This is a genomic window from Ferroplasma sp. Type II (assembly GCF_000496155.1).
Genome location: NZ_KI542799.1, coordinates 2083 through 6584 on the forward strand (window position 1 = coordinate 2083; position 4502 = coordinate 6584).

Annotated in this window: 6 protein-coding genes; all 6 read right to left on the reverse strand. The window is 40.3% G+C overall.

Features of this window, described 5'->3' with window-relative positions; all coding sequences use genetic code 11:
* Positions 1 to 1301 (reverse strand): site-specific DNA-methyltransferase (locus AMDU4_RS12020; RefSeq protein ID WP_290705289.1); only part of this gene is annotated, 1301 nt, incomplete at its 3' end.
* Position 1302: 1 nt separating this feature from the next.
* On the reverse strand, positions 1303 to 2388 hold the full coding sequence (locus tag AMDU4_RS12025; protein ID WP_021788231.1) for a Cdc6/Cdc18 family protein: 1086 nt from the start codon (positions 2386 to 2388) through the stop codon (positions 1303 to 1305).
* 254 nt (positions 2389 to 2642) lie between these two features.
* Positions 2643 to 3260 (reverse strand): recombinase family protein, encoded by a 618-nt coding sequence (locus tag AMDU4_RS12030; RefSeq protein WP_021788232.1) that lies wholly within the window; start codon positions 3258 to 3260, stop codon positions 2643 to 2645.
* 87 nt (positions 3261 to 3347) lie between these two features.
* Positions 3348 to 3560 (reverse strand): hypothetical protein, encoded by a 213-nt coding sequence (locus tag AMDU4_RS12035; RefSeq protein ID WP_290704521.1) that lies wholly within the window; start codon positions 3558 to 3560, stop codon positions 3348 to 3350.
* Between the two features lie 166 nt (positions 3561 to 3726).
* Entirely contained in the window at positions 3727 to 4125 is a 399-nt protein-coding gene (locus tag AMDU4_RS12040; protein WP_290704518.1) for a hypothetical protein, read from the reverse strand.
* A 122-nt stretch (positions 4126 to 4247) separates the two neighbouring features.
* A partial coding sequence (locus AMDU4_RS12045; RefSeq protein WP_290705292.1) for a hypothetical protein occupies positions 4248 to 4502 on the reverse strand: 255 nt, incomplete at its 5' end.

The window sequence follows — 4502 nt, forward strand, 5'->3', positions numbered from 1 at the left end:
TTTCTAATCTCGTCCATTGATACTGGAGAACTGCTTGATCCTATGTGAACTGCCCTTAGACCTTTAGTTGCATGGATGTATCTGAAACCATTTAGAGGTTTAGCCTCATACAGCTTTATCATGAACGATAGATAATCCTGAGGATTTTCCCTCCAGTAAGCGAGTTCATAATTGCCGATATTCCACAGTTCAAATGGTCTTGCAGGATTACCATATCTTTCCTTCTTTTCATTCAGCAAATCCTTAGAATTGTGTATATCTAAAAGTCTCTTTCTCGTCACCTGAATTGCGTATTTTGATAAGTCTGAGCCAATCCATCTTCTTCCTAATTTTTCTGCAACTGCTAATGTTGTGCCGGAACCACAAAAAAAGTCTGCGACGATATCTCCAGGGTTTGAAGAAGCCCTTACAATTCTATGCAATAACGCTTCTGGTTTTTGGTTGCTATAACCTAATATTTCAGTTCCATCTCTTTTAATCTTATTAATATTCCAAGTTTCTGATACCTGTTTTATAAAAGTCCTAAGTTCTCCGTTATACTTGTAATATTCTTTACCATCTTCTCCTTTTACAATCTGTTTTTCATAGAATTTCTCATAGTATAGACATTCATCCAACTCCTTTTCGTAGTTAAATACGACATTGTTACTTTTAGAATAAGAATAAATTACATCATGATCCCTAGCAAATTCGTTTGGATACTTTCCAGAGACAAAATAGTGCCATACAATCTCATTTCTAAAATTATCATATCCAAAAATCTCATCCATCATTACCTTGACGTAATGACTCACATGCCAGTCTAAGTGAACATAGATAGATCCATTTTCTGCCAATAATTCCTTCATTAAAACAAGCCTCTCATACATGTACTTAAGATAAGAGGCAATACCCCCGCTCCATGTGTCTTTATATGCTCTCTGTTCAATTATAGATGGTTCCTTTTCTATTTCGGTGTCATCAACTTGCGTTTTATAAGAAAAATCCGCACCTGTATAGAATGGTGGGTCGATGTAAATTAGATTAATCTTACCGGCATAGCCTTGCTTTAAGAGAGATGAGATTACTAATTTATTATCACCCCATATTAGCTTATTTTTCCAATCTTTAGGATAATTCTCTGGCCATTGATCCTCTGGGAATAATGTTGTATTTACACCGCCTTTTGCCCTAGGCTTGTTTACAGTTTCAACAACCTGAAATGGTAAATTTGGACGATCTGTTGGGACTCTTTTGCCCAACTCGATCTTATTATACTTATCGTGCCATAATAATTCAACATATTTCTTATCTTCAGCCATTCTAGACCCTCTTCCTTAACTCTCCAGATACAATCGACGCATCAGATAATAATATTTGTGATTCCATTGTGTAATATCTGCCTATCTTTTTCTTTATTAGCGTAACAAGACCAAGGTTCTGCAAGTAGTTTACGCTCTGGAAGAAAGTCGACTTGCTCACTCCCCTGAGTAGAAGGTGGTTGGATGCTGAGACCTCGGAATAAGCCTTATTTGTATCCTGATTCTTGATCAGTGCGGCTAATATTAGCAAGTCCCGATCTCCAAGGTTCTTGAGCGTTTCGCCTTCAACTTCCACATAGGCTTGTTTCAGTGCTGTTATTGCTGAGTCCTCATCCCATTTATTGTTTCTTCCTAGAATTTCTAATGCTTTTATGCCTATTCTGGCATCACTTCTGTAATCCCTCACGAGCAATGCCGATAGGAGGCCTAAAGACTCCTTGTCGAATTCATTGAGGCCTTCTTTAGCCCTCATTTTCAAGATTTCCCTGATCTCTTCTGTGCTGTATTCATGGAACACTATATGATCCGGCTGCAGCGAACTCTTTACGCTCTCATCATTCATGTTCTTGTACCAGTATACCTTCTGAGTCAGCAATATCAGGTTTGCCTTTGTGTGCCTCGTTATGTGATAAAGAACGTCATAATCCTGCAGGAAATCAATCTCGTCTAGTACTACAAGAGACTTGCCGGAGAGCAATGAGTCACATTTGCTCCTCACTTCTTCCACTTCGTGTCCCTTGCCAAATAGCCGAGTTATGTTCCGATAAATCTTTGTAGACGTTGGGTTCTCTCTGACATTTATGTAGAAATAGGGGACAGCTTTGGTGTCCCTGAGTGCCTTAGCCATGATAAGTGCACTCAGCGTTTTGCCTGATCCTTTGGAACCGTAGATGATGATGTGTCTCGGAAGGCCGAGATTTACATAATCAGCAAGATCATCGGTTACTCTTTCCAATTCTGTTCTAATAAGTATCTCATTCGGAGTATAGCCGATGTTGAAAACCTGTGCATTCTTCATGTTGCTCGTTTCAGCTGCACGAGCGGTGAGCTTTGCAGCCATAAACGACTTGGGATTCTTTGTATCCATTGTATCATCAGCAATGCACAATAATTCTCAGATAGTAAGGTTATTAATACTATCGAACGAGTCGAACACATGTGTGTTAGGAAACGGTAATTTCTGATGCAAGAGTGTGTGTATCAAAAAACGAGTAAATCTTTACATTGGAACGATGTCATTCAAAAAATACGAAAAATTCCATTTTTTAGAATGTAATGTTCATTGTATCAGTTATATATTATATATAAGAAAGAACCTGACGCGTTCGGGAACACACACACTCATTCAACCAGCAACCTATTTTCCCTCAGAATTCTAAGCACGGGAGTGATGGAACATTCCATGGACTTTGCTATGGCTCTTGCGGACAGGCCTTTCTCTTTTAATTCCAGTACCTTCCTCTTATCTATGAAACTGCCGTTCCTGGTCTTTAAGGCAGGTCTTCCGAACTTTACTCCTTTGTTCAAAGCCTGCTCCCTGCCTGCCTTGGTCCGGGAATTGATCATGTTCCTCTCAAATTCCGCAAATGCGCCCAGAATTTGCAGCAGAAGCCGTCCATTTGGAGTGGTTGTATCTATGCCAGGGTCGTTGACGCTGATGAATCCTACACTATTCTGGTCAAGGTATTCAAGCGTCTTCAGGAGATCGGATAAGGAGCGGGCAAATCTGTCTATCTTTGCAACAATGACAACCTTCGGCTTGGCATCAAGAGATTTCAACATCCTTTCGAAATCTGGTCTCTGAGTGTTCTTCCCGGACTTTGCACGGTCTTCGAAGAAGCCCAGTTCATATCCTCTGGATTCCGCGTACTGAATGATTACATCCTTCTGTCTCTCGTTGGAGCCTTGCCTGACTTCCTCCTGTGTGCTGGCTCGAACATAGGCGAAAGCGAGTGTCATTAAAATCAGAGAATTTAGGCACGTATATGTTATTAAAATCCAGTGTTTAGTAGCGTTACTAAAATTACAAGTTTAGTGACAGTTATGTTATGAGCTATTGCTTTTCAAGGCTCTTCGTTTTGAGTATCTTCTTAGAAGCGCCAAAACTCCAATAACCCAGAGAGCAGCGTAGAATACAATGTTTACCAGTGAATTAGAGTTCATGTACTTAAACAGGTAGTAAAGGCCAACCGTCAAAGCCACCAGACCCAATACTGCGATGGAAGTGGAAATGACAAAGTATTCTCTCCGGTTTAACATTTGAGGCATAAACCCTCCCTTTCCAGCGACTTTGCGGTTATCTCAAGGTTGCATGAATTGTGTTGGCTGCACCATTCCTGACATTTTTTTACGTCTGACTTATACTTGTAATGAAGTTTGCAAATTTCACATTGGTAGATGCCTGATTGTTGCTCTTTCACAATTATCACTTGCCCATTTTTCCAAGGTTTTCCCTGGTTCCCTTTAGGGCACGAAAAATACGCTCCTCCTTTGGTGTATGCTCGCCTATTATTGAGAAAAATTCATCATCGGTGTCTATCTTTCCTTGGAGATAAAGGTCTGAGGCTTCCTTCAGCTTCTGTTTATATTCGTCAGTGTCGGAATCATCCACTATAGTGCTATAAGTGAACTTAGGTTTGGAGCTGGAAACAAAACTTCTGCCCCAGCCAGTCTTAAACCTGATAGACTGCCAGGTAATTACCACAGCAGCGAAGGTTAAAGCATCAAACAGATAGTAAAGCGGTGTGTAAAATGGTGATGAACTTGGTATGAAGTAGAGAACTGAAAAGAGGACAAAGAAGTCGACAACTGCCACTATTATCAACGGAATCCAGCGTGTAAATCTACCTGAGAATGTCATTATCTCCCCTCTACTCACATAAGGCATATAATGCCTTGATCGTTAAACACTCGATCATTTTAGAACTTTACGTTAGTGGTTAACCATCACTTTGTTAACCGTTTTCGGATTTCAGTTTCTACGATTTCCATGTCTTTGCCCTTCTCCTCAGATATCCTGTTAAGATCGTTGCGCCATTTCTTTATGAGTTCTTCATTCCCGAAGTATTTCGCGAACCTTCTGTACGTTTCATACTGCTTTTCAGTGACTTTAAAGCCTATAGTCTTCGTGTATCTCACCACTGCTTCGCTTGTTTCTGCACCAGAGTGCGTGTTCTGTGATATGAGACTGTCCAATCCTCT

Coding starts and splice junctions, on each gene's coding strand:
- AMDU4_RS12030 (WP_021788232.1), bottom strand. CDS start 3,260: ATGACACTCGCTTTCGCCTATGTTCGAGCCAGCACACAGGAGGAAGTC.
- AMDU4_RS12035 (WP_290704521.1), bottom strand. CDS start 3,560: ATGTTAAACCGGAGAGAATACTTTGTCATTTCCACTTCCATCGCAGTA.
- AMDU4_RS12025 (WP_021788231.1), bottom strand. CDS start 2,388: ATGGATACAAAGAATCCCAAGTCGTTTATGGCTGCAAAGCTCACCGCT.